This is a genomic window from Rhizobium croatiense, from assembly GCF_019793465.1.
In the GTDB taxonomy this organism is placed as follows: domain Bacteria; phylum Pseudomonadota; class Alphaproteobacteria; order Rhizobiales; family Rhizobiaceae; genus Rhizobium; species Rhizobium croatiense.
Window position 1 is genome coordinate 75,085 of sequence record NZ_JAILYJ010000019.1, and the last position, 22,299, is coordinate 97,383.

Sequence of the window (22,299 nt, forward strand, 5' to 3'; positions counted from 1 at the left end):
GCCAATCCGTAAAGATAGCAATTAATGGTCGGTGAAGGTTCGATTTAGTTGGATATTAATGCTGACCGTGCGACATCACCCGCATCAGCCTGAATTCGCTTGAGCACGTCGATTTCCGTCTCGATTTCCAGCCGCAGATTGGGACTGCCGGAAAATGCGCCGTTGAAAGCAGCGGTTCCGATGGTAAACCCTGCCGCGCCAGATCGCACTACGGCTGCCATCCTTTCCGGGCTGTCGATCGAGCCGGCAACCACCACGGGCTTGCCGATGGCCCCACATACGCGCGTTATCAGCGCCTCGACATCGCCGTCGAAACGATAAGCGAGCAGATCGAGACCGCTGACACCCTCGATCGCCGTCAACTGCCGGGCACTGTCAACGATCGTTTCGATCGTCCCTTCGAGCTTGCTCGGATGGCCGACGATCTTGCCAGGGAACGGATAGTACCGGATGTTCTTCCCGGCGATGACCGGCAGAACGACGTTCGGCCGGGTTCCACCCATCAGGATGTCGACGCCAAGGTCCACCGCGGCTTGCGCGGATCGTCGCTCGCTCTCCTCGTCAAGGCTTACAACCTCGAGATAGAGACTCGCACCCGCCGCTTTGACTGCTGAAGCGAGGACCAGAAGTTTATCGAACGGCAATCCAATATCCTTGAACCCCACATGCTTGATGCCGGCGGCAAGCACATCTTTGAGGCGCTCGGCCGCGTCGGCAACGGTGCGATCCTGATTGGTGAGCATAAAAATGAAGATGGGAGAATTTTGGGGCATCGAAAGCACTCCTAGAATGCGTTGAGAAGCAGCGCCTGATCGAAGGCGTAGCGAAGAGAGGAATGATCGGCCTTACCCTGGCCGGCGATGTCGAATGCCGTACCGTGATCGACGCTCGTACGGATGAAAGGCAAACCGATAGTGACGTTGACGCCGTTGTCGATACCGAGATACTTGACCGGGATGAGGCCCTGATCGTGATATTGCGCGACGACGATATCGAACTCCCCCCTGCGAGCGCGCATGAAAATCGTGTCTCCGGGCCAGGGACCGGACGCGTCTATTCCGACGTGCTGAGCCCGGCTGATTGCGGGCGCGATGATGTCCAGATCTTCGCGTCCGAACATACCATTTTCACCGGCATGGGGATTGAGGCCGGCCACCGCAACGCGCGGAGATGCAATCCCATAAGCCTTACCTGCCCGGTGCGCCAATTCGATCGTTCGGAAAACTGAATCCTCTGTCACGAGGTCGATGGCATCGCGCAATGATACGTGGATCGTGACCAGAATGACGCGCAGTTCGTCGTTCGCGAGCATCATTGCAAACTTGTCGGTCCCCGTCCGCTCAGCAAGGATTTCCGTATGGCCGGGATAATGGAGCCCACCTTGCTTCATCGCCTCCTTGTTGATCGGCGCGGTGACGATTGCTCCGATGTTTCCTGCCAGCGCTTCGTCGATCGCCCGTGCGACATAGTCGTAGCTGGCACGCCCGGCCCGAGCGTCCACCTGACCGATGGGCAAATCGTCCGGCAGATGCGAGACGTTGAGAACGGCTATGAGTCCGCTGTCTGGCAGAGCGTTATCGACTGACGCGATGGGCTGCACCTGCAGGGCAAGATTAAGGGCCCGGACCGCTCGCTCCATTACCTTGGCGTCACCGATCACTACTGCTTGTTCCGGCAGCCCATCCGCGAAAACACGGGCGATAATTTCCGGGCCGATCCCGCAGGGATCGCCCATGGTTATTCCAATAGGCTTCTTCATTTCTTATCTCCAAGCCAGAGGCCCCGAAGCAACTCGGCTGATTTCACCAGGATACGCGGCGAACCGAAGCCGCCCGCCTTTGTGATAATGTGAATGGGATGCGGTCCCGTGGTGCGGCCGACCGGAATTCCAGGCTCGACCTCGCTCAGGAGTTCAAGTGAACTGATCTCAAGTTCGCTCAACACGCATTCGGCAGTGTCACCGCCCGTGAGGAAAAGCCCGGTAACGGGGTGACTCCCCATTACTGCCCGCACAGCCTGGCCAAGAGCGGTTGCGATGGCCCGAGGATTGGCTGACGCACTTCCTTCTGAGGTGGTTAGAATAATGTCGCCGCCGGATCCAAATCGGCTGTACTCCGCAGCGGCTCGTTCGGCAGCGAGAGCGGGGGAGCGAGACGCCACCTCCGAGTTGATGATGATCTGCCGGGCGTTGCCGGTGCTTATCAGTGTTGAGCATTGCTCGCGGCTCTGCGGATTCACGCTGCCGATGACAAAGAGATTGACAGATGTCGTGACCGTGGACGGTGCGATTTCACCACCCCGGCCTACATAATCCGCCAGCGCGATCGCCAGGCCCGGAGATCCACACCACAGGATGGACTTTGGATCGGCCGCCGATTTCACCAGCAGTGCCAAGTCTTCTTGCATAGTCGCATCGGCGATCAGCAACTTTCTGCCATCGGCGACAAGTTCACCGGATCTCAATGCCCGCAGGTCCGCAAGCGTGACATAACCCACTTCTGCCTCGGGGATGTCTCGAAAAAGGGAGCGAAGATGGGAGTCCGTTATGGGGTGTAGCGGGTCCTTGGCGAATTCGGTTTGCTCCAACGGCACGCCACGAAGAAGCTGCCGCCCGCCTTCAGTGGTTCTTCCACCGGCGGGGAAAGCCGGAGCGACGATTGCGATCGCCCGACCGGAAGCCGCGAGCGCGGCAGTTATCTCAACTCCAACGTGGCCGCGAATGGTGGAATCAACGGTATTGTAAAGGATATCCGCGTACGCAAGGCTTCTCGCCGCCGTCCTCGCCCGATCGGCAGCGTCTTCAGCCGATGCGGTGCGGCTTGCCTTGTTCACCGATATGATCGACACGTTTTCCGGTGACGTCTGCCGGTAGTCGGTGAAAACCAGGCATCTGTGCCCCATGCTCACGAATGGCCCAGCGCCATCCGTTGCACTCGTGAGATCATCAGCTAGGATTCCTACTTTCAAGGTCGCAGTCCTGTCGGCATTCGCTGTAACGACGAGGATATTAGCGCTATTGCCTTTGGCGGAAAAACGATCAATTCTGACAGAATTCAGTCACTTTAGCTCACAGATATGGCCCCACGATTCCCCTCTTTGTCCGCGCTCAGAGCCTTTGAAGCTGCCGCACGTCATTTGAATTTCGGGCGTGCCGGCAATGAACTGTTTGTCACGCACAGCGCCGTCAGCAAGCAAATCCGCTTGCTCGAGGAAGAGCTTGGCGTAACCCTTTTTGAAAGAAGAAACAGAGCCGTTTTCCTCACCGCAGCGGGGCGACGCCTGCTTGGCACGATGAGTGAGGTGTTCCGCCAGATCAGCGATTGCTGCGACGAAATTAAGCGTGGAGGTTCGGCACCGCTGGTGGTCTCATGTGAACCGACCTTTACGCAGCGCTGGCTGATCCCGCGCCTTCCGCAATTCAATGCACTTCATCCTGACATCGAAGTTCACGTACTGGCCGCTGGCGGTCCTGTGAGCTTCGACAGAAGTCACATCGATTTGGCACTACGGAGGAGCGATTTTAGCTGGTCGCCGGAGCTCTTTGTGGAAACGGTGGTCGAAGAACGTGTCGGACCAGTATGTGCGCCGCGCCTGCTGGTTGCCGGCGGAGATGACATCCTCTCCTTGCCTCGAATTCATTCGGCAACGCGTAGAGATGCATGGGCAAGGTATCTGGCGGACAACCGGATCGGAGATCCAAATCCACCCGGTAGTCACGTGTTCGAACATTTCTATCTGAGCATCGAGGCTGCAATCGCTGGATTAGGCGCCGCGATCGGCCCCGAGCCGTTGGTAGCCGACGCTGTCGAAAGCGGGCAACTCGTGGCGCCACGAGGATTCTCCAGCAACGGCTATAGTTACATCCTCTTGAGCCGCCTTGCTTTTGAGGGGGATGCCAGAAAGCGAGACTTCCTAACGTGGCTACGGGGGCAGTTTGGCTCCTGAAGCGAGCGGTTCGACCGGCACCCTCCGCTTCGTCTGATTGTCGAGAGGATTAGATCAAGATAGCAGGCAATCGATACCAATCGCTCAGATCGCGTTCTCAGATGCTCGGTCCGAGTATGTTAGTTCTGGCGTCAATGATGTGGTCGTACATGTTTCGCTCAGCCTCTCTGCTGTCGCGATCCTTGATTGCGTCGAGGATCGCCTGATGGCTGACGATATAGGCCGTCATGCGCTCAGAGGTCAGCGATTGTTCCTTCATTTTCCCCCAAAGATTTCCGGCGCGCACAGCGTGAATGCCTTCATAGAGCGAGGCAAGAAGACCATTGCGCGCGGCTTGGACGATGATACGGTGAAAAACGGCGTCCCATTTCTCGAATTCGCCAAGAGATTCCGACGCGTTGCCTCGAGCGATTGATTTCTGCATTTCTTCGACTTCCTGCCTGGTCGCTCGTAACGCTGCCAGCGCGGCGATCTTGGGCTCTATGATCAGCCTCGCCTCGAAAACTTCCGCCGGATAGGTGCGCAATGTGTTTCCTTCATTGCTGGACGGTGGTCGGAGGGCGCTGGAGCTCACGCCGCTGCCGGCGATAAAAGTCCCTCTGCCAACATGCCTGATAAGGCGGCCTTCCTTCTCTAACGAGCTTAGCATCCTTCTCAGGGCGGTACGCGGCAGCCCGAGCTTCAACGCCAGGTCACGCTCGGGAGGCAGTCGATCCCCAGGTTCCAGACCTTCCGCCTCAATGAAATCCTTCAACACGACGCTCATGTGCCCTCCGATAAAAATTTTGCGAAACCAATTTGATCTATATTGACACCAATGGCAAGACCAATCTTATATTAATCGCAGAACCAACGCCGATTGGTAGCGAATGGCGCTGAAGTCCAGGAACATGCGGTGCACCGCTCGAGAGTTATGAGCAGCACCCATAAGCAGCGACAAAAACATCAATCAAGAAGCTGCTTAGACAAGGGAGATATAGCTATGGCCGTAACGACTGAGGCTGTTACAGCAGACGAGACAGCGCTTTCGGTGCGCGCCCTGACAGTCGACCTGCCGAAAGGCATGGAACGGGCTCATGCCGTCGAAAATGTTTCGTTTGAGCTCAAGCGTGGTCAGATCCTTTGCATTATCGGCGAGTCCGGGTCGGGAAAATCGGTAACGGCGAACACGATCATGGGACTCTTGCCTAAGGTCATTCCAGTCTCGTCGGGCGCGATCACGCTTGACGGAACGACCCTTGTCGGCGCGCCGGCAAAAAAGCTGCGCCAGCTGCGCGGCCGTGTCGTCTCGATGATCTTTCAGGATCCGCTTTCGGCGCTGAACCCGCTGATGACGGTCGGCGAACAGGTCACCGAGGTGATGGCGGCCCATGGAGTGGGTACGAAAGCCTCGCGGCGCGAGCGCGCCCTCGAGTTGCTGACCGAAGTCGGCCTGCCCGACCCTGAACTCATGTACCACCAGTACCCGTTCCGGCTTTCTGGTGGTCAGCGCCAGCGCGTTATGATCGCGATGGCGCTCGCCCTCGAGCCGACCGTTTTGATCGCAGACGAACCAACGACAGCCCTTGACGTCACCACCCAGGCGCAGATCCTGAAGCTCATCCGAGACATTCAGCGTCGTAAGGATATGAGCGTTATGTTCATCACCCACGACTTTGGCGTTGTGGCTGAGATCGCCGATAGCGTCGTTGTTATGGAGAAAGGACGGATCGTCGAGCAGGGCAGCGCCGATCAGGTTCTCAAATCCCCCAGACATCCCTATACCCAGCGCCTGATCGCGGCTGTTCCGCGCCTCACGGGCGAAGACAGAAAGCTCGATGCGCCGGCGAGCGACGAGACCATCCTGACGGTCCATGGACTGTGCAAGACCTACCGCAGCGGCAGCGCCCTGTTCGGCAGCCAGCGTGTCGTGCCTGCGGTGACGGACGCGTCATTCACGTTGTCGGCGGGCCGCACCCTCGGCATCGTCGGGGAAAGCGGTTCCGGAAAATCGTCGCTGGGACGGCTCCTGATCAAGCTTCAGGACAGCGACAGCGGTCAGATCCTGTTTGAGGGAAAGGACATCGTCAAACTCTCAGAATCCGAGTTTCGGCCACTGCGCCCTCGAATTCAGATGATTTTCCAGGATCCTTTCGCCTCACTCAACCCACGCTCCACGATCGGTCAGATCCTGACCGTCGGGCCCGTCGCGCATGGCATGCCTTACGCACAGGCGCGCGAAGAGGCCCGAGCTTTGCTCTCCCACGTCGGTCTCGATGCCGGTGCCTTCGGCCGCTACCCTCACGAGTTCTCGGGTGGGCAGCGCCAGCGCATCGGCATTGCTCGGGCGCTGATGTTCAAGCCGAAGCTGCTGATTGCGGACGAGGCGGTCTCCGCGCTTGATGTGTCGATCCAGGCCCAGATCCTCAAGCTGCTTGATCAAATCCAGCGCGAAACCGGCGTCTCAATGATCTTCATTACCCATGATCTTCGTGTTGCCAGCCAGATCTGCGATGAAATTGCAGTCATGCAGAAGGGCCGGGTCGTCGAACGCGGCCCGCCGTCTCAGATCTTCCTGAAGCCGCAATCGGCCTACACGCGCGAGCTTGTTGCTGCAATTCCGGGAGAAAGCCGAAGAGACAGCTGAGATCAACTGCCGGCAGCAGCTTCCTAATGAGCAAAAGAGAGGGAATAAAATGACAAAAGATTCTACGACCAAAGCGAACTATTCTCGGCGCGACGCACTGCGCCTGATGGCAGCAGGCGGCATTGCGTGCTTCGCCGCTCCCAACCTGATCGGCAAGCCGGATATTGCGTGGGCCGCCGACAAGAAACCTGCGGGTCGTGTCGTGGTCGGGCTTTCGCAGGAACCGACCGTCTTCAATCCGCTGATGGCACATATCGAAACGGACGATGCGGTACACTTCTCGCTCTTCGACGCCCTCTTTCGCATGGATCCCAGCGGCGTGCTCCAGCCTAATCTTGCGGCAGAAGTGCCGACGCAAAAGAACGGCGGCATCTCCCAAGATGGCCTGAACTGGCGCGTCCGCCTCCGTGATGATGTTCGCTGGCATGACGGCAAGCCGTTCACGGCCGAGGATGTGAAGTTCACCCTTGAATTGATCACCAATCCGAAATTCCGCGCCTGGCGTACCGGCGGCCATTCGCTGGTGCGTGACCTCACGGTAGTCTCGCCAACTGAAATCACCTGGCGCATGGAGCAGGTATTCGCTCCTTACCTCTCGTTTCTCACCGAAACCTTCATCGTGCCAAAGCACCTTCTCGAGAATGAGGCCGATCCGAACACCGCAGCCTTCAACCAGGCACCCGTTGGCACAGGCGCTTTCAAGTGGAGCCAGCGCGTAGCAGGTGACCATCTCGAACTGGCCGCGAACCCGGATTATTTTGCGGACGGTCCGTATGTCGAACAGCTTGTATTCAAATACATTCCTGACCAGACGGTGCTGTACACGCAGTTCAAGAGCGGCGACATCGACCTCACAGACCAGGCCTACATCACGCCAGACCACTACGAGGAAGCCAGCAAATTGCCGGGCCGTGTGGTGAGCCTCGTGCCCGGTGCCTCCGTCGAGTCGCTCTACCTCAATCTCGAGCGGCCGCAGTTCAAGGAGCTTGCAGTGCGTCAGGCACTCTATGCCGCAATGGACAGGGCGGCAATCATCGACGCGCTCTATTTCGGCGTGGTCACAACGACCGAAACCTTCATGCCGAAGGAGTCGTACTATTTCAATCCGAACCTTCCGGCGCAGGAATTCAATCTCGACGCCGCACGCAAGCTCCTCGACGATGCCGGCTGGGTGCCGGGATCGGATGGGATCCGTGAGAAGAATGGAGTGAAGCTGGCATTTAACAACTCGACGACGTCAGGCAACAATCTTCGTGAGCAGGTGCAGCAGTTCCTGCAGCAGACATTTGCTGAAATTGGCGTCCAGATGACCATCTCGAATTTGCCGGCCGCCGTCATGTTCGGCGAATTCTGGCTGAAGTCACAATTCGACACGGCAATCTCGGGCGTGACGCATCTGATTGCCGCGGATCCCGATGCAACCAACCGTCTTGCGAGCAGCGCGATTGCCGCGAAGGGTGGAAAGGGATCGAACGTCGGCCAGTATTCTAATCCGGAAGTGGATGCGCTGCTCAAGAAGGGTGCCCAGACCTTCGATCCGGATGCACGGCGTGAAATCTACTACCGCATCCAGGAAATCGTGCGTCAGGACCTTCCCTTCCTTCCGCTGTTTGCCGCCACCTATGTGGTTGGCACGAAGGAAGGCTTTGAGGGCTGGGAACCGAATACGAACACGCGCACGGCCTCATGGCATGCTGCCGCCTGGCATTGGAAGAGCTGAGTAACCTACCGTCGCCGCCGCGTGTCGCGGCGGCGACCTCTATTGGCGCTATCAAAGGGAGAGCTCCATGCGTAGCTTCCTACTTAACCGGTTCGCTCAGAGCCTCGTACTGCTCCTCATCGTTTCCGTCATTGGCTTCGTGGTCCTCAACCTGATCCCCGGCGGGCCCCTGGCACAATTTGGGCTGGATGCGAGCATGACGCAGGATGACCTGAACCGACTGGCGGAGCAGCTTGGCCTCAACCGTCCTCTGTGGATGCAGTATCTGGATTGGGCCTGGCGCCTCGTAAAGGGAGACTGGGGCCATTCCTTCCGTGACGGAGCACCAGTAATCGAAGTAATTGGACGGCACCTAATGGCAACGCTGTTGTTGATGGGATCGTCCACCGTCATCGCGATCGCCATCGGAACGTGGATCGGCGTCCGCGGCGCCATCAAACGCTATTCGCTTTTCGACTACATGGCGACGGTCGGTGCGATGGTGGCTCTTTCGATCCCGACTTTCTGGTTCGGCCTGATCGGCATTTACGTGTTCTCGCTCAAACTTGGCTGGCTGCCGGCCGGCAACATGTACACGATCGGCGACGAGTCCGTTCTGAATTATCTCCACCATCTAATTCTGCCCAGCGTGGTGCTCGCGCTGGTACATGTGGCCATCTGGAGCCGCTATATGCGAACGGCCACTCTCGACGTTATCAATCAGGAATTCGTCAAGACAGCCCGCGCCAAAGGATTGAGCGAGCGGCGAATTCTGATGAAACATGTTATCGGCAATGCCCTCCTGCCGATGATCACGCTCCTTGGGATGCAGCTTCCCAGCGTCCTGACGGGGGCGTTGGTGACCGAGACGGTTTTCACCTGGCCGGGGATGGGCCGCCTGTTCCTCGACAGCCTCGGCTACAGCGACTACCCGGTCGTCATGGGATTGCTCATGTTCTCGGCGATCCTTGTCGTGCTTAGCAACCTGGCCGCCGACATCGTTGTCGCCTTCATCGATCCCCGTATCCGTCTGAGTTAAGCGCCATGAACGCCCATCAGGAGTCAGCCATCATGACTGCCATTGCCGCAAATTCAACCCGGGAGCGCTGGTGGAACAGCCGAACGACGCACCGTTTCATGAAGCATCATCTGGCCCTCATCGGCATGGTGATGATCGCCCTCCTGACCCTCGCGTGCGTCCTCGGACCCCATTTGTTGCCGTACGATTCGCTCTATATCGATCTGCGCGCCCGCTTCGCTCCGCCGCTGACAGGTCAACATTATCTCGGCACCGACCCGCTGGGGCGAGACTTGGCCGCCCGATTGTTCATGGCGGGCCGAATTTCGCTGCTGGTCGGTTTCTCGGCGATGCTTTTGTCGACCCTGATCGGAACACTGGTCGGCGTAGTGGCGGGATATAGGGGTGGTCTGGTCGGCACGGTACTGATGCGTGCCGTTGATGGCTTCCTGTCCTTCCCGTCCATCTTCCTGGTGCTTGCTCTTGCGGCTGCGTTGAAGCCGAGTCCTTTCATGATCACCGTGGTCATCGCTGCAACGAGCTGGATGGAAGTTGCCCGAATTGTCGAGGCCGAGGTTCGCTCCCTGCGCGAGCGTGAATTCGTGCTGGCGGGCCGCATGCTGGGACTGAGCGCAACGCATATCATGTTCCGTGAGATCCTTCCCAATGCCATCGGTCCGATCATTGTCGCGGCCACCCTGACCGTCGCCCGCGCGATCCTGATGGAGGCCTATATCAGCTTCCTCGGCTATGGAATTCAGCCGCCACTGCCCAGCTGGGGCAATATGCTGAACGGCGCGCAGCAATATCTGGGTACCGCGCCCTGGCTGGCGATTATTCCCGGCGCGGCCATAACGATCGCTGTCACCAGCTTCAACTTCATCGGCGACGGCCTCCGCGATGCGTTCGATGTTCGCGGTGATCACAGCTGAGAGAACCACGATTTCGTGCGGCGCCGTCAGCAAGAGTAGCGAGATCATCCGATGATAAGGGTCGGAAACGACTGCTCGCACACTAATAATTGAGCGTTTAGCGTTTCCCGTCGGAGATGACTTGAGCGCGATGCCAGAGGAACAGAAGCAATGCGGGTCCAGGTTCAGAAAGTAAGTGATAGCGCCTCTTTTCCAGGCCAGGTCGACGTCGTCGTAGTCGGCGCAGGGATCGTCGGTACCTGCACGGCCTATGAACTCGCTCGCAAGGGGGTCTCGGTTGCCCTGCTCGAAAAGGGAATCGTCGGTGGCGAGCAGTCGAGCCGTAACTGGGGGTGGGTCCGACAGCAGAATCGTGACCTCTATGAACTCCCTTTAGCCATGTACAGTCTGCGGCGCTGGGAGGAGCTGAGCACCGAAATAGGCCGTGATCTCGGGTTTCGTCGAAGCGGAATCCTTTACTGCACCAAAGAAGAGGCGGATGTCGCCCGTTGGGAAAAGTGGGGTCAGGCTGCTCGCCTTCGGGGATTTCATAGCCAGATACTCAGCGCTTCTGAGGCTAATGAGCGCGCTTCGGGCGGCACGTCTTCCTGGATAGGTGGCGTTTGGTCGCCAAGCGATGGGAGAGCCGAGCCCGGCCTGGCTGTGCCTGCCATCGCCGAGGCCGCGAAGGAAAATGGCGTATCGTTGCACCAGAACTGTGCGGTCCGGGGCCTCGACATTGCCAACGGCCGGATAACAGGCGTTTGGACAGAGCGAGGACTGGTGAGAGCCAACACCGTTGTCTGCGCCGGCGGAGCATGGGCGTCCCGGTTTTCTCATCGGTATGGCATCGAAATTCCGGTCGCAAACATCGCGGGGACGGCGATCAAGACCACTCCTGCGCCCCAAATCATTCAAGCCGGATGCCTCTCCGCCTCAAACTTCGTCTTGCGTCGTCGGATAGACGGGTCATACACAATTGCCGTACCGGGGCGTGGAACGCTAGATATCACGCCTCGAGGCATGCGATATGCGTTCAAATTCTACCAGATGTACCGCAGTAAGATCGGTAAGAAGCTGAAGTACAGACTGAACAGCAGCTTCTGGAATGGACCCGATGCTTTCAGCAGCTGGGAGAACGATGAAATCTCGCCGTTTGAGAAAAACCGCATTCTGGATCCAGCGCCGGATGGACAGCTCGTGAAGCTCGCATTGAAGAACCTTGAACGCGAATATCCAGCGCTCAAGGGGATCGGGATCGAGCGCGCGTGGGGAGGGCTCATCGATACTTCCCCAGATCTCGTTCCGATCATCTCAAGAGTGGAGCATCTGCCTGGTTACGTGATTGCCGCGGGATTTAGCGGACACGGCTTTGCCATCGGACCGGGTGCCGGTCGGTTGGTCAGCGAGATCGTGATGAACGAGACGCCCATCACGGATATTTCACCCTACAGGCTGAGCCGGTTCAGCGATGGCTCGGCAATCAGACGACCGGAAATGATGTAGCAGTCGATGTTGATTGCAGCCCCAGCGCTGCAGCGTGCCCAAGGGGGCCTCAGACCGACGAATGGGTCCGGGGTATCAATCAGACAGAACCGGCTTCAAGATTCTCGTCGATCGGGATCAGTTTCAAGGGGCCAATCATAGGAGTTAAAAAGTGGTCCACGAGCGCTATACCGTGCCGCGTCTCATCCGGGAACGAGCCCTGATCGATAAGGAGAAGTACCTGAAAGGGTACGAGGAAAGCGTCGAGAACCCGGACAAGTTCTGGGGCAAACACGGCAAGCGGATCGACTGGTTCAAGCCCTATACCAAGGTCAAGAACACCTCCTTTACCGGCAAGGTTTCGATCAAGTGGTTCGAGGACGGCCAGACCAACGTCTCCTATAATTGCATCGATCGTCATCTGAAGACGAACGGCGACCAGGTGGCGATCATCTGGGAAGGCGACAATCCCTATATCGACAAGAAGATCACCTATAACGAGCTTTACGAGCACGTCTGCCGGATGGCGAATGTGTTGAAGAAGCACGGCGTCAAGAAGGGCGATCGCGTCACCATCTACATGCCGATGATCCCCGAGGCGGCTTATGCGATGCTCGCCTGCGCCCGCATCGGCGCGGTGCATTCGGTCGTCTTCGGCGGCTTCTCGCCCGAGGCCTTGGCCGGGCGCATCGTCGACTGCGAGTCCACCTTCGTCATCACCTGCGACGAAGGTCTGCGCGGCGGCAAGCCGGTGCCGCTGAAGGACAATACCGATACGGCGATCGACATCGCCGCCCGTCAGCACGTCAATGTCAGCAAGGTGCTGGTCGTGCGCCGCACCGGCGGCAAGACCGGCTGGGCGCCGGGCCGCGACCTCTGGTATCACCAGGAAGTCACCACGGTGAAGGCCGAATGCCCGCCGGTGAAGATGAAGGCGGAAGATCCGCTGTTCATTCTCTACACGTCAGGCTCGACCGGCAAGCCGAAGGGCGTGCTGCACACGACGGGCGGTTATCTCGTCTACGCCTCGATGACGCATGAATATGTCTTCGATTACCATCATGGCGACGTCTACTGGTGCACGGCCGATGTCGGCTGGGTCACCGGCCATTCCTATATCGTCTACGGGCCGCTTTCGAACTGCGCGACGACGCTGATGTTCGAGGGCGTGCCGAATTTCCCCGATCAGGGCCGCTTCTGGGAGGTTATCGACAAGCACAAGGTCAATATCTTCTATACCGCGCCGACGGCGATCCGCTCACTGATGGGCGCCGGTGACGAATTCGTCACGCGCTCGTCGCGCTCTTCGCTGCGCCTGCTCGGCACGGTCGGCGAACCGATCAATCCGGAGGCCTGGGAGTGGTATTACAACGTCGTCGGCGACAAACGCTGCCCTGTGATCGATACCTGGTGGCAGACGGAGACCGGCGGCCACATGATCACGCCGCTGCCCGGTGCGACCGACCTGAAACCGGGTTCGGCGACGACGCCGTTCTTCGGCGTCAAGCCTGAGCTGGTCGACAATGAGGGCAAGGTGCTGGAAGGGGCCGCCGACGGCAATCTCTGCATAGCCGACAGCTGGCCGGGCCAGATGCGCACCGTCTATGGCGATCACGAGCGCTTCATCCAGACCTATTTCTCAACTTACAAAGGCAAGTACTTTACCGGCGACGGCTGCCGCCGCGATGAAGACGGCTACTACTGGATTACCGGCCGCGTCGACGACGTGCTCAACGTCTCGGGCCATCGGCTTGGCACCGCGGAGGTGGAATCCGCGCTCGTGTCGCACAATCTGGTTTCGGAAGCCGCGGTCGTCGGTTATCCGCATGCCATCAAGGGTCAGGGGATCTATTGCTATGTGACGCTGATGGCCGGCCACGAAGGGACGGACACGCTTCGCCAGGAACTGGTGAAACACGTCCGTGCCGAAATCGGCCCGATCGCCTCGCCCGACAAGATCCAGTTCGCCCCCGGCCTGCCGAAGACCCGCTCGGGCAAAATCATGCGCCGCATCCTGCGCAAGATCGCCGAGGACGATTTCGGCGCGCTCGGCGATACCTCGACACTTGCCGACCCGGCTGTCGTCGATGATCTGATCGCCAACCGGCAGAACAAGGCAACGGCTGGGGCCATCACGTATTGATGGTTCAGAAGTATGACACTGGCCTGAAAAGATATCTAATGGCGCGCCTCGATAATATCTATGAACGTCCGATCAACGAGATTACTTGCCAGCCCCGGTCGTCATCGCGGGACGTGCGGCCTTTGCTTATCGCCCTATCGTTTCATTTTGGCCCAACATTCTGTTCGCAGCGTTCTTCGAGCGGTATGGACGATATTGCTTTCGAGGTCGAAACTCGACGAACATCAGCAGATCCTGCCAGCACGGAACTGCGGGACCTGCAAGACCAAATTGTCTATCGGGCAGGATCAATCAACGCGATATCTTATTGACCGCTTGCTTGAGGGACACCACTGACGGCACGATGGTCTGCGTCTCTCACGCGGCGGATTAGCTGGACACCATCGTACCAGATGGTCGCAGCTCTGGATTTTCGCTCCTCTGGCATCGGCAAGACTAGCTCAAGGCATGGCCAGCGAGGCCAAATACCGCCGGTTCATTCGCTTTTCGATTCAGGAACGGACGGCCTTTGGACATGGTCGTAACGGTCTCGGATATAGCCAGCCGGCTTTGTTGAAGAAAGTTGGCAAATGGGCCTTTCTCCCGCGTATCGACGCGGGCAAATTGACCAGCCAGATCTTCAAGATGCACGGCCGCGAGATGCATCGCATCGTGATCATTGCTTGCCACGATAGGGCCGACCACGTGACCGCGTCCGAACTCGCGACACATGGAGTAGCCGACGATTCCGCCGCCGCGCCGAAGCACGCAAATTGCAGCACCTTCTGCAAGAAGGGCAAGCAAGCGCGCTCGGTTCGTCCCGAAGGCACATGTGTCCAGAGCGGTAATCTCCTCGATCTTATCGATCGACAGCGCACTCAACTCACCATTCAAAGCTGGTAGCGCGGGTAGCGCAGGAGGGACCTCCCCCTGATACTGGTAAACGGTCGCTTCCTTTGTGAAACCGAGCGCCAGATAGAGTTTATAAGCCGCATCGGTCGAGTTCAGAGCCAGATTGCGGTCGCCGCACTGCTCGAACACTTGTTGCATCAACCAGCGGCCGTTTCCCTCTGACTGCGTGCGAGGCGATGTGATCACGAGGCCGATGGTGGCAAAATCGTCTCCATGAGGAAACCACATTGCACTTCCGAAGACGCGTCCAATGCCATCCACGGCGACGATGCCCCGGCCGGCGCGGCGCAGAAACTCCCAATCCTTGAGACGATGCGGCCAGCCCACGCCGGTCGACAAGGCATGAAGCAGGCTTACGTCAACGCTCTTGATATCCTGGGCGATTAGTTCGAACGACTTCAGGCGCACCGATTTTTGCATTTTAGCTATCCGCTCCGTTCTCCGGATCGTCCACCGCGCTGGCAGTGTCTCTAACCCGGGCAATAGGTGCAATCTTGTTAGGATATTACAAGCAAAGAGCGGCAGGTTCGGCTTGCTTTTAGGCATAATCCGCAATCTTTTACCTAACAAAGCCGCGATTCGGCAGGAATCGCACTTAGCTCCGCTTAGAGTGTGTCATCCAAGCCGACTCTAAGGTCGACTGTTCGGGCATGAACGCTAAAGATGTTCTCGTCTATTGATCGCATTTCTTCCGTTGGGACTACCTTCTGCGGAGCGATCGCGGGTTGGGGTTGGTAATTGCCGCCGAATGGCGGAGCCAACGTGACACTCTTCTCCCGGGTCGGAAGGGGCTGCTTCAATCTGTGCGTCGATTGGGCCGACTTACTTCCCTGTCATGTCGTGCCGGCCGGCGAGGCAGAGTGGAACTCGGATCCTTCATCAAAACGGTGCGCAAGATCTATGTGTGTTTATGACTGAACGACCATCGCGGTGGGCGCGCCGGAATGCGGTGAGCACATTCAAATCTGCGGCACCTGGGGCGCGTGCCACGCAAACAAAATATCGTGTGGTTCACACCTCACAAGACAGTGAAATATTGCGGGACGCGGCCGATCGCCCCGCACTATTGAGCGCAACCAGGTCTATACTTGAAGCATTCGATCAGACGAGCATAAGGGCTTGGCGCGATGAGATTTGCTTCGTACTGGCATGAAACTTCCATCCCATTTGCTATGGGCACCGCCGGCCCGGTCTCGGGAGATTTCGAGGTGGCCGTGATCGGTGCGGGCTTCACGGGCCTGAGCGCTGCGCGCAAACTGGCGCAATCCGGGGTGAAGGTCGCTCTGCTGGAAGCGGAGCACGTCGGGTATGGTGCGTCCGGTCGCAACGGAGGGCACCTCAATAGCGGTCATTTCGCAAGTTTCGGCGCCGCAAAACAACATCTCGGGGAAGACCGGGCACGCCGCTTGTGGCGAGCTTATGATGACTCGATCGATTTGATTGAACGGATCATCGAGGATGAAAAGATCGCGTGCGACTTCCGGCGGGGCGGCAAAATCAAACTGGCCTCGAAGCCGTCCCACGTGGCCAAGCTCCAAACGATGTGCGCAGAAATCCGGCGGGAGGTTGACCCGTCAGCCGAATGGCTGACGCGTGAGGACCTACGAAAGGAGGTGATTTCGGATGCCTTCCATGGCGGAATTCTCTCTCCGAAATCCGCGATGATGCACATGGGACGCTACGCCAATGGCTTGGCCCAGGCGGCCCACCGCCATGGCGCGGCGATCTGGGAACGTAGCCCCGTCACCGCGCGCGAACGCATGCGGAATGGCTGGCGCCTCAACACGCCGACAGGCACACTAACCGCGCGCCAGGTCATTCTGGCAACAGACGCCTATACCCCAAGCACCTTCAACTATTTCCGCCGAAGGCTCATGCCGATCGCTTCCTTCATCATTGTGACACGTCCGCTCACCTCGCAGGAGATTGCCACGACGCTTCCGGGCAACCGTAACTTCACGAACTCCCTCAACATCGCCAATTATTTCCGCCTCACACCTGACAACCGCATGCTCTTCGGCGGCCGCGCCAGATTTTCGGCAGTATCGAACCAAAAAACCAACGTTAGCTCGGGTCAGCTTCTACGCCAGCAGATGGTTAGCGTCTTCCCGCAGCTCGCAAATGTCGAGATCGACTATTGCTGGGGCGGCCTCGTTGGTTGCACGCAGGATCGTTATCCTCGGGCGGGCAGCGCCGACGGGGTGATTTACAGCATGGGTTATTCCGGCCACGGAGCCCAGTTATCGACTTTCATGGGCAACGCGCTTGCCGATATTGCCATGGGGCAGAAGGACGCCAACCCGCTTGACGGTTTTGCCTGGCCCGCGGTTCCGTTGCATGCCGGGAATCCCTGGTTCCTGCCTATTGTGGGCACCTATTATCGAATGAAGGACTTGATGCCCTGATTTCCGCACGACGTATTAGCAACTGAAGAGGCCTCGGCTGGCAAACACAGCATGAGTGTCCGCGTGGCGTTGAAAGCGCGTGGCCAACCCACAGAGGAAACAGACGCGTTAACGGCATATGCGCTTTGACGATGGGCGACTTCAGCACCACGAAACTGAAATATTTGTCGATGCCGATCTCCAGATCGGAGAGCCGCTCCATGATCGTCTGATACTCGCCGATATCGGATGTAACGAATTTCAAGAGATAGTCATAGCCGCCGGAGACGAGATGGCATTCAATGACCTGGTCAACCTTTTCGACCGTCGCCAGAAAACGGGCGAAGTCGACCTGCCGGTGGTTCTTCAGGGTAATCTCGGTGAAAACCGTTAGCGTCTGGCCTAGCTTTGCGACATTGATTTGCGCGGAATGGCCTTCGATAAAACCTTCAAGAATGCTGAGCCCGACGTCTCCAAGAACGTGCTGGTGCGCTTCATCAGCAGCCGTTTCAACATCACTGACAGCCATCACGGCGAAAGGTTCTTCGTGAAGCAGGCACATCCGCGGACCGGCAGGACTGTCTGGTTCATCACGCCGCTTTTCATGGACCTGGTCCTGATCGAGGTCGCCGACGTCATCTTCGCTGTCGACTCGGTCCCGCCGATCTTCGCGATCACGACGGATCCGTTCATCGTCTACACGGCGAACATCTTCGCGATCCTGGGCTTGCGCGCCCTCTACTTCGCGCTGGCGGCGATGATCCATCGCTTCAAATATCTCGAACCCGCGCTGGCGCTCGTGCTCGTCTTCATCGGTTCGAAGATCTTCATCGCCGACATGCTGGGCCTGGAGAAGCCCCCCGCCGCTCTGTCGCTCGGCGTCACCTTTCGCAATCATCGCTAGCGGCGTCGCCTGGAGCCTGCTGAAGACCCGCACCAATCCCAGCGCCCTCAATACCCTGGGCGCGCCGCCGCCCGAAACAAACAGGAGGAATGTGAAGATGTTCTCTGAAATCGTCGCCTCGATCTTCTCGATGTTGCTGATCGCGCCGTTGCAGGACGAAGTGGCGGCGCTTGTCGCCGCAGCGAAGGCGCCCACAGAAATCACCCGTGCCTCACTGTGTTGACAACTCAGGCGCCCCGCCTGCCCGAGCGCGCAACCAACGAATTGGGCTGGGCGGTCTCGACCGCCGTCGGCATTTCAATCGGCTGGAAGGATCCGATCGATCTCCTGGACAGGAGTGCGCCTGGATGTGCGCAGTTGATTGGCGTGTTGAAACAGACGCCGGGGGATGGTGAAGCATGACGAAGCGCAATGGAGAGTCTGAGCGTAGGGAAGGGGTCGCCTCGGGCCGCCTGCGCGAGCTTGCCGCTCAGGGCCGCGCTGACGGCGGTATCGAAGTCGGAAGGGCCATATCCGTCCTGGGACAGGCCGGCACTTCCCTGGTCGCCCTGCTTCTGACTTTGCCGACACTTATGCCAGTTCCTGGTCCGTTTGGGATGGTGTTTGGAACGCCGTTGGCCAATGGTCGCTCTCCAAATCGCGGTGGGACGCGAGACCGTCTGGCTCCCTTCTGCTCTTAAGCGGCGCATGCTTTCGACAGCGGTCGTGGATTCCGCGCTTCGCTATACGGGGCACCTCTCGTCGCCTGGGCGGAAAAGATGATGCGACGTGACCGGCTTGCGGTCCTCGCCGGCAAACCAGTGCGGATGCTGCTCGGCATTCCCATCTTTCTTCTCGCCATCGCAATCGCACTGCCCATACCCTTCGGGAATTTTTTGCGGGCCTTCGCCCTGATCGTCATCGCAGTCGCACCGATGGAACGCGATGGACTGGTTGCTTTGATCGGAGCCGGACTTTCAGTCCTGGCCTTGGCGGCGACCACCGCTTTGGCACACGCCGTCGTCGCTGCATTTGGGTGACCGTATGCAGGGCGCTGGCCATCGACGCCGAGGAGGAGCTTTCCGCGGGGTGACGGCAATGGAAGATAAAAATGACATTCGGGGGAGGATACGTTCCGCCCTTAGCTCGGAAGCCTGCCAGCGCGCCGCCGCGAGACGCAGTCGGCGCTTCATCAGTCTAGCTTATCCAAGCCGCCGCGAACAACCCCTGACGCAGGAAATCGCCGATGGCTTCGGAGGACATCGGGGCACCCAAAAGATGCCCTTGTAGTCGATCGCATTTCTCTCTTCTAAGCCACGTCGCCTGACCGGCCGTTTCGACGCCTTCGGCCGTATTCCGCATACCCAGCCCATGTGTAAGGCCGATGACGAAGCGCACGATGGTCTGGCTCTTCGGATTGGTCTGGACGTCCTTGATGAAGTGCCGGTCGATCTTGATCGTGTCGAACGGAAAGTTCTGTAGATAGCTCAACGATGAATAGCGGGTGCCAAAGTCGCCGAGTGTGATTCGGACGCCGAGGACCTCGAGAGTATGAAGTATGTCCAGATTGTTGGTGGTGCGCTCAAGCAGAACGCTTTCGGTTATCTCGATCTCCGATCTCTCTGCCGGAAACCCGACCTCGTCGAGGATTCCGGATACCCGATCGGTGAAGCCGCCGCGGAGGAATTCTGCCGGCGAGAGATTGACCGCCACGATGAAATGCGAAGGCCACGTCGACGCCTCGCGGCACGCCTGTTCAAGAACCCACGCTCCAATATCTCCCATGAGACCGTCGGCTTCGGCCATCGGATGAAAACACTCGGCGGAATCACTCCGGCATAAGGATGACGCCAACGCAGCAGCGCATCGAAGCCGACGATTCCCTCCGACACCTCCACCAACGGCTGATATTCGATGAAGAACTGCCGCTCCTTGAGGGCCACACGCAAACTGCGCCTCAGCGTCTCACGCTGCTCCAGCATGATCATCATCGAGAGGTTGAACGTTCTCGCCCGGCCGCGTCCATCGTTCTTGGCAGCATAGAGCGCGATGTCGGCTGCCTTCATCAACTGTTCGCCGTCATTGCCATCGGTCGGCGCAATGGCAATTCCCACGCTTGCGCCGACAAATACATCGATCCCGTCGATGGTGAATGGCTCTTTGAACGCGCGGACCAGGGATCCAGCCAGGTCTTCGGCCTCCGCAGGCTGATCCCGGCCCCGCTGAATGACGGCGAATTCGTCGCCCGCAAGTCTGTAGGCGGTTTCACCCGTCGCGAAGTATCTCTTGGATCCGTTCCGCCGTCATTTTGAGCACCACGTCGCCGGCGCCGTGCCCAAGCGTGTCGTTGACTGGTTTGAAGTCATCCAGATCTAGCAGCATCAGCGCGAGCTTGTGACCCTTAGGCACGGGAAAGCTTGTCTCGAGATCGCTGGTGAATTGGCGGCGGTTTGCCAGTCCCGTCAGAACGTCATGTCTGGCCTGATGAAGAAGGAGCGCGCGATCGGCCCCTCCGGTCGACGCCTCAGAATTCGCGCTTGCCTCGACGACCCCAAGGCCCCGTTCAGTACCGAAACGAGAACACTGCGACTTTTGCCGGGCGAACCGCCGATCGCGATGTTGCGTGGCAGGCCACCGGCAAGCACGGCTTCGATCATCGACCTTTGGTCGGGATCAAGCAGCTCCGGATATAGATCCCAAAGGGTCGCCCCTGACGCCGCTGCAATTTTGTAGGCCTTCGTAACCGCGGGAGAGCATTTGGTGAGTTTCAGGCCCTCGCCAAAAAAAGACACGAGTTCATCAGGCCGACCGGACATGGGCGCTCCACGTTGGATCATTCATTCCCGCCCCGTTTTGTCACGCACGAAAGCTATCATGCCAGCGGAATTATTCAATCATGTCTAGCTGATTGGCAGATGTACAGCCAGAGAGCGCCGTCCGCCATCTGAGCAAGCAGATCCTCTCCGTCAGATCCCAAACTCTCAAGACATGCCCTCGCTGCGCCGTCTTTGCCTCACAGCGCCGTCAATGTCCTCAGCTTGGCAGAGGGCCGGTTCGTTGAGAGTAATGAGTTTGCTCGACTTATAGCCTTCACGACGTTAGTGCGACGTCGCTGGCGGCGGTGTTGGCATTGGGGAGGGCTCTACGACTGCTCACGGACGTACTGCTGATTCAGTCTGAGCCTCCAACCGATAGGGCCGCCTGGCGACCTCAATGGAAAAGAGCGCGGATCTGTCTTCGAACATTTCGATTGTCGTTGCTGCGGCAGTGGCTGGAGACTTTACCCGGCGAATTGACACTAAAGCTGGCCCGATGACCTTAGCCGGATAAGGTGGCACATGGAGGCCAGCGACGTCAGATCGAACGCCTGTTTTGCCGATCTCACGGTGATCGACTTTCGCAGATGTAGAATAACAACACTCGTCCACAAGACACATGCTCGGCGGCTCAGGGCCATAATCTGGCCCCTGAAGTAGCGGCATGCCTATTCCGGCATCAAGGAGTCACGAGCGGCTCGGAGTGATAGGCGCGGTGAAGCACTTCCAGGAAGGACGGGGCCTCGGGCAATGATACCGAGCCGATCCGGTGAACAGGCACACCCGGTGTCCACGAGTTCATGACCGCCGCTCCGGCAAAGGTTGATAGTTCATCGCGCGTAACGTCTCGGATGCGCTGGGAGACACCGAGGCGATCCAGTTGCCGGCGAACAATACTCATTGTGGTGCCGAGGAGGACGTCTGCTGCGGGCCAGACCACCGCGGCGCCGTCCCAGAAGGCCAGATTCCAGATCGTCCCTTCGCTCAACTTCCCGGTTCGATCAACGAAGGCGGCATCATCGAAGCCCTGCCGGACCGCCTGCCGGAGGAAATATGTCTTAGCCACCTCACCGACGTGCTTTACGGCTGGAATGGTGCGTTCGTACTCGACCGCGGCTAGAGCCAGCGGGCCTTTCGGGCCAGACGCAGCTGGCCCGGTGCGAACCAACACTTCGGGTTCGACATCAGATCCGGCCACCGTGAACTCTCCGGCCGGGGAGTACACCGTTGCCAGCAGCGAGAGGTCAGCCGGGCCGCCCTCCAGCGCCGCCCGCAGATAGGATCGGACCCGGTCGTCTGGCAGTGCCCAACCGAACAGTTCAACCGAGGCACCCCGAAGCCGCTCCAGATGAAGGTTCAAACCGCGAATTTTGCCCTCACGCACCTGCATCGCGGTGAAGTGGGCGTAGCCCGCGAAGGCGAGCGGAGCTAGGTCGTCTGCGGTCGCCATCCGCCCATTGCGCTGGACGACGAAAGAGGATGGGGAAGGTGACATTTA

At 58.7% G+C, this 22,299-nt stretch carries 17 protein-coding genes and 4 pseudogenes; 13 read left to right on the plus strand and 8 right to left on the minus strand.

Annotated elements, in window-relative coordinates:
- Positions 1-44: 44 nt before the first annotated feature.
- Genes K6M89_RS25895 through K6M89_RS25905 form a run of 3 tightly spaced genes read right to left on the minus strand, consistent with a single transcriptional unit; the run spans position 45 to position 2,967 of the window.
- A complete protein-coding gene (locus tag K6M89_RS25895) occupies positions 45-773 on the minus strand; it encodes a nitronate monooxygenase family protein (RefSeq protein WP_222141480.1) in 729 nt (242 codons plus the stop codon).
- Positions 774-784: 11 nt separating this feature from the next.
- Entirely contained in the window at positions 785-1,759 is a 975-nt protein-coding gene (pdxA, locus tag K6M89_RS25900; RefSeq protein ID WP_222141481.1) for a 4-hydroxythreonine-4-phosphate dehydrogenase PdxA, read from the minus strand.
- Positions 1,756-2,967 carry a four-carbon acid sugar kinase family protein gene (locus tag K6M89_RS25905; RefSeq protein WP_183919645.1) on the minus strand — a complete coding sequence of 404 codons (1,212 nt, stop codon included), beginning with the start codon at positions 2,965-2,967 and terminating at the stop codon, positions 1,756-1,758. The genes pdxA and K6M89_RS25905 overlap by 4 nt, the downstream gene beginning before the upstream one ends.
- 129 nt (positions 2,968-3,096) lie before the next feature.
- Between K6M89_RS25905 and K6M89_RS25910 the strand changes: the two genes are divergently transcribed.
- Positions 3,097-3,945 (plus strand): LysR substrate-binding domain-containing protein, encoded by an 849-nt coding sequence (locus tag K6M89_RS25910; RefSeq protein ID WP_246642689.1) that lies wholly within the window; start codon positions 3,097-3,099, stop codon positions 3,943-3,945.
- Between the two features lie 97 nt (positions 3,946-4,042).
- On the opposite strand, the gene K6M89_RS25915 is transcribed toward K6M89_RS25910, so the two are convergent.
- Complete coding sequence (locus K6M89_RS25915) at positions 4,043-4,711, minus strand: FadR/GntR family transcriptional regulator (protein WP_183919640.1); 669 nt, start codon at positions 4,709-4,711, stop codon at positions 4,043-4,045.
- A 216-nt stretch (positions 4,712-4,927) separates the two neighbouring features.
- On the opposite strand from K6M89_RS25915, the gene K6M89_RS25920 reads away from it, so the two are divergent.
- The 6 genes from K6M89_RS25920 (at position 4,928) to acs (ending at position 13,827) form a co-directional block, all read left to right on the plus strand.
- Positions 4,928-6,571: an ABC transporter ATP-binding protein gene (locus tag K6M89_RS25920; protein WP_222141507.1), complete on the plus strand. Its 1,644-nt coding sequence runs from the start codon at positions 4,928-4,930 to the stop codon at positions 6,569-6,571.
- A 49-nt stretch (positions 6,572-6,620) separates the two neighbouring features.
- Positions 6,621-8,291, plus strand: a complete 1,671-nt coding sequence (locus K6M89_RS25925; protein ID WP_222141482.1) for a peptide ABC transporter substrate-binding protein — start codon at positions 6,621-6,623, stop codon at positions 8,289-8,291.
- 67 nt (positions 8,292-8,358) lie between these two features.
- On the plus strand, positions 8,359-9,309 hold the full coding sequence (locus tag K6M89_RS25930; RefSeq protein WP_097584423.1) for an ABC transporter permease: 951 nt from the start codon (positions 8,359-8,361) through the stop codon (positions 9,307-9,309).
- 32 nt (positions 9,310-9,341) lie between these two features.
- Complete coding sequence (locus K6M89_RS25935; RefSeq protein WP_097584432.1) at positions 9,342-10,220, plus strand: ABC transporter permease; 879 nt, start codon at positions 9,342-9,344, stop codon at positions 10,218-10,220.
- 150 nt (positions 10,221-10,370) lie between these two features.
- The gene (locus K6M89_RS25940; protein ID WP_222141483.1) at positions 10,371-11,705 is read left to right on the plus strand and encodes an NAD(P)/FAD-dependent oxidoreductase; all 1,335 of its coding nucleotides are present in this window, start codon (positions 10,371-10,373) and stop codon (positions 11,703-11,705) included.
- A 151-nt stretch (positions 11,706-11,856) separates the two neighbouring features.
- Positions 11,857-13,827, plus strand: coding sequence for an acetate--CoA ligase (gene acs, locus K6M89_RS25945; protein WP_222141484.1), 1,971 nt, complete (start codon positions 11,857-11,859; stop codon positions 13,825-13,827).
- Positions 13,828-14,262: 435 nt separating this feature from the next.
- Here acs and K6M89_RS25950 read toward each other — a convergent pair whose 3' ends face one another.
- Positions 14,263-15,138: a GNAT family N-acetyltransferase gene (locus K6M89_RS25950; protein ID WP_222141485.1), complete on the minus strand. Its 876-nt coding sequence runs from the start codon at positions 15,136-15,138 to the stop codon at positions 14,263-14,265.
- A 707-nt stretch (positions 15,139-15,845) separates the two neighbouring features.
- Here K6M89_RS25950 and K6M89_RS25955 point away from each other — a divergent pair.
- Entirely contained in the window at positions 15,846-17,123 is a 1,278-nt protein-coding gene (locus K6M89_RS25955) for an NAD(P)/FAD-dependent oxidoreductase (RefSeq protein WP_222141486.1), read from the plus strand.
- Between the two features lie 91 nt (positions 17,124-17,214).
- Here K6M89_RS25955 and K6M89_RS31200 read toward each other — a convergent pair.
- Positions 17,215-17,553, minus strand: a pseudogene (locus K6M89_RS31200) (Lrp/AsnC family transcriptional regulator); the annotation flags it as partial.
- Here K6M89_RS31200 and K6M89_RS25965 point away from each other — a divergent pair.
- The 5 genes and pseudogenes from K6M89_RS25965 to K6M89_RS31540 all read left to right on the plus strand — a co-directional run.
- A pseudogene (locus K6M89_RS25965) lies at positions 17,554-18,037 on the plus strand (TerC family protein); the annotation flags it as partial. It lies immediately after the preceding pseudogene.
- Positions 18,038-18,103: 66 nt separating this feature from the next.
- A complete protein-coding gene (locus K6M89_RS31525) occupies positions 18,104-18,229 on the plus strand; it encodes a hypothetical protein (RefSeq protein ID WP_281428488.1) in 126 nt (41 codons plus the stop codon).
- 175 nt (positions 18,230-18,404) lie between these two features.
- Positions 18,405-18,686 (plus strand): exopolysaccharide biosynthesis protein, encoded by a 282-nt coding sequence (locus tag K6M89_RS31530; RefSeq protein ID WP_281428487.1) that lies wholly within the window; start codon positions 18,405-18,407, stop codon positions 18,684-18,686.
- Positions 18,628-18,768 (plus strand): exopolysaccharide biosynthesis protein, encoded by a 141-nt coding sequence (locus tag K6M89_RS31535; protein WP_281414082.1) that lies wholly within the window; start codon positions 18,628-18,630, stop codon positions 18,766-18,768. The genes K6M89_RS31530 and K6M89_RS31535 overlap by 59 nt, the downstream gene beginning before the upstream one ends.
- Positions 18,747-19,025: pseudogene (locus K6M89_RS31540) on the plus strand (exopolysaccharide biosynthesis protein); the annotation flags it as partial. The gene K6M89_RS31535 and the pseudogene K6M89_RS31540, both read left to right, overlap by 22 nt.
- Positions 19,026-19,182: 157 nt before the next feature.
- On the opposite strand, the pseudogene K6M89_RS25980 reads toward K6M89_RS31540, so the two are convergent.
- Both K6M89_RS25980 and K6M89_RS25985 read right to left on the minus strand, forming a co-directional pair.
- Positions 19,183-20,801: pseudogene (locus tag K6M89_RS25980) on the minus strand (putative bifunctional diguanylate cyclase/phosphodiesterase).
- A 679-nt stretch (positions 20,802-21,480) separates the two neighbouring features.
- Positions 21,481-22,296 carry an aminotransferase class IV family protein gene (locus K6M89_RS25985; RefSeq protein WP_222141487.1) on the minus strand — a complete coding sequence of 272 codons (816 nt, stop codon included), beginning with the start codon at positions 22,294-22,296 and terminating at the stop codon, positions 21,481-21,483.
- Positions 22,297-22,299: the final 3 nt, after the last annotated feature.

What these genes read in the sequence shown, in the direction of transcription:
- K6M89_RS25985 (WP_222141487.1), bottom strand. Translation starts at nt 22,296, where the DNA reads ATGTCACCTTCCCCATCCTCTTTCGTCGTCCAGCGCAATGGGCGGATG.
- K6M89_RS25950 (WP_222141485.1), bottom strand. Translation starts at nt 15,138, where the DNA reads ATGCAAAAATCGGTGCGCCTGAAGTCGTTCGAACTAATCGCCCAGGAT.
- K6M89_RS31535 (WP_281414082.1), top strand. Translation starts at nt 18,628, where the DNA reads ATGGTCGCTCTCCAAATCGCGGTGGGACGCGAGACCGTCTGGCTCCCT.
- K6M89_RS25955 (WP_222141486.1), top strand. Translation starts at nt 15,846, where the DNA reads ATGAGATTTGCTTCGTACTGGCATGAAACTTCCATCCCATTTGCTATG.
- K6M89_RS25935 (WP_097584432.1), top strand. Translation starts at nt 9,342, where the DNA reads ATGACTGCCATTGCCGCAAATTCAACCCGGGAGCGCTGGTGGAACAGC.
- K6M89_RS25915 (WP_183919640.1), bottom strand. Translation starts at nt 4,711, where the DNA reads ATGAGCGTCGTGTTGAAGGATTTCATTGAGGCGGAAGGTCTGGAACCT.
- K6M89_RS31525 (WP_281428488.1), top strand. Translation starts at nt 18,104, where the DNA reads ATGTTCTCTGAAATCGTCGCCTCGATCTTCTCGATGTTGCTGATCGCG.
- K6M89_RS25895 (WP_222141480.1), bottom strand. Translation starts at nt 773, where the DNA reads ATGCCCCAAAATTCTCCCATCTTCATTTTTATGCTCACCAATCAGGAT.
- K6M89_RS25930 (WP_097584423.1), top strand. Translation starts at nt 8,359, where the DNA reads ATGCGTAGCTTCCTACTTAACCGGTTCGCTCAGAGCCTCGTACTGCTC.
- K6M89_RS25925 (WP_222141482.1), top strand. Translation starts at nt 6,621, where the DNA reads ATGACAAAAGATTCTACGACCAAAGCGAACTATTCTCGGCGCGACGCA.
- pdxA (WP_222141481.1), bottom strand. Translation starts at nt 1,759, where the DNA reads ATGAAGAAGCCTATTGGAATAACCATGGGCGATCCCTGCGGGATCGGC.
- K6M89_RS25940 (WP_222141483.1), top strand. Translation starts at nt 10,371, where the DNA reads ATGCGGGTCCAGGTTCAGAAAGTAAGTGATAGCGCCTCTTTTCCAGGC.
- K6M89_RS31530 (WP_281428487.1), top strand. Translation starts at nt 18,405, where the DNA reads ATGACGAAGCGCAATGGAGAGTCTGAGCGTAGGGAAGGGGTCGCCTCG.
- K6M89_RS25920 (WP_222141507.1), top strand. Translation starts at nt 4,928, where the DNA reads ATGGCCGTAACGACTGAGGCTGTTACAGCAGACGAGACAGCGCTTTCG.